The following is a 1,321-nucleotide window of genomic DNA, read 5'->3' as shown; positions in this document are numbered from 1 at the left end:
GATCGCCCTGCGCTTGTGTACGATCGATTTGAGGCGGGGACCAAAGATGCGGTCAGAATGGTGCGCAATCAACCAATAGTCGTTGGAGAGTTGGATTATTTAAATAAAAAAAGCATATCGGATTTGACTTTTATTAAAAAGAAGATTGTGGATGCGAGATTGCACATAGAAGATCTACAATTTCTTGTTAGGCGTGATGGTGGTTTGGTAATATCTGATCCTTTGGGGGTAAAAGTTGGGCCTGGCTACAGAAAAAATCTCCAAATGATTGAATTTTTGATAAACTTGGCTCGTGCAGGAAAGAAAAAATGACTAACAAAGAGTTTCCCGCTTCAATGACCCCTCTTCAGTCGGTTTCACTGCTTCGCAGTTTTTTGGGGAAAGAGCTTGTTTCATTTACAAGATACAGTTTGTTTTCCAAAGAGGAAGCGGCCGCCGAAATAGAGAAACCTGTTTCACTTGTTTTTGAAGGGACAGAAGGGCCTGTGGGTCTCAATTTTGAAGGAGCCGGAACTCTTGGGGTTGGAGAGGACGATAGCCTGAATAGCGCAATCGTCTGGCTTGACAGGGACAAGGATGGACAGCCCGATTTCAGTCCGATGGACGAGAGTGTAAGCGTATTTTTTCCGATCGAAGCTTCAGATCCTGTTTTTTCACGAACGCAATGGAGTGAATTTATAGGGGATCGATTGATTGGGATGTCAATAATAAAGGAAAATCCGATAAATCCTCGGCTGTATAATCGGCCGTGTGAGATTGCTTTGTGCTTGAATTGGCAAAAAAATGGCAAATTTGCGGCAATCCTCGGTGGGCACGGGGATGACTATTGGGAATGCAAGCTGATGCTATGGAATGCAGTGCAGCCCAAGTTGAACTCCCGATTCTATGAAGTACCTTTGCTGTAATTTCAGTTGGGAGCCTCTAAAAACCGCTACTTTCAGCCAGTCACAGGCGCAGGCGGCTTGAGCGCTTCGGATTAGCTCATTTTTTAAGCAATTCCCCCCTTTTTTTGGGCATTTCTTGCCCACAGATGACTTCACAATACACGCACTTGCAGACAACAATCTGGCAGGCGATCCGGCAGGGACTGAAACTGCGACAGCCAACAATGGCGTGAAGGAGTTCGATGGTGCGGGACCTGGAGCTGCAGCTGATGATTTCTCCAACCTCGGCCTTTCGGACCTGGGGTCCAAGTTGGGCGAAGGGGGCACCAAGGATGTATTCGCCTATGGCGAAAAGTACGCCGTTGGCGTCTTGGACTCAGGCCGCATCAGTGAATTGGAAAGCGAGTTGAAACTGCTTGGCCAACTAAAGGAGATGG

At 46.9% G+C, this 1,321-nt stretch carries 3 protein-coding genes; all 3 read left to right on the top strand.

The window, feature by feature from the left end:
- Positions 1-312, top strand: a 312-nt coding sequence (locus ASE28_RS32515) for a hypothetical protein (RefSeq protein ID WP_162261422.1), incomplete at its 5' end; no start/stop codon positions are given.
- Positions 309-905 (top strand): hypothetical protein, encoded by a 597-nt coding sequence (locus tag ASE28_RS32340; protein WP_157412576.1) that lies wholly within the window; start codon positions 309-311, stop codon positions 903-905. The genes ASE28_RS32515 and ASE28_RS32340, both read left to right, overlap by 4 nt.
- Before the next feature lie 115 nt (positions 906-1,020).
- Positions 1,021-1,321, top strand: a 301-nt coding sequence (locus ASE28_RS26775; RefSeq protein ID WP_157422136.1) for a hypothetical protein, incomplete at its 3' end; no start/stop codon positions are given.

Origin of the sequence: Acidovorax sp. Root219 (assembly GCF_001428665.1) — a bacterium.
Taxonomy (GTDB): Bacteria; Pseudomonadota; Gammaproteobacteria; order Burkholderiales; family Burkholderiaceae_C; genus Acidovorax.
The sequence above is the reverse complement of the archived record's forward strand: the minus strand, read 5'-3'. Positions and strand labels throughout refer to the sequence as shown.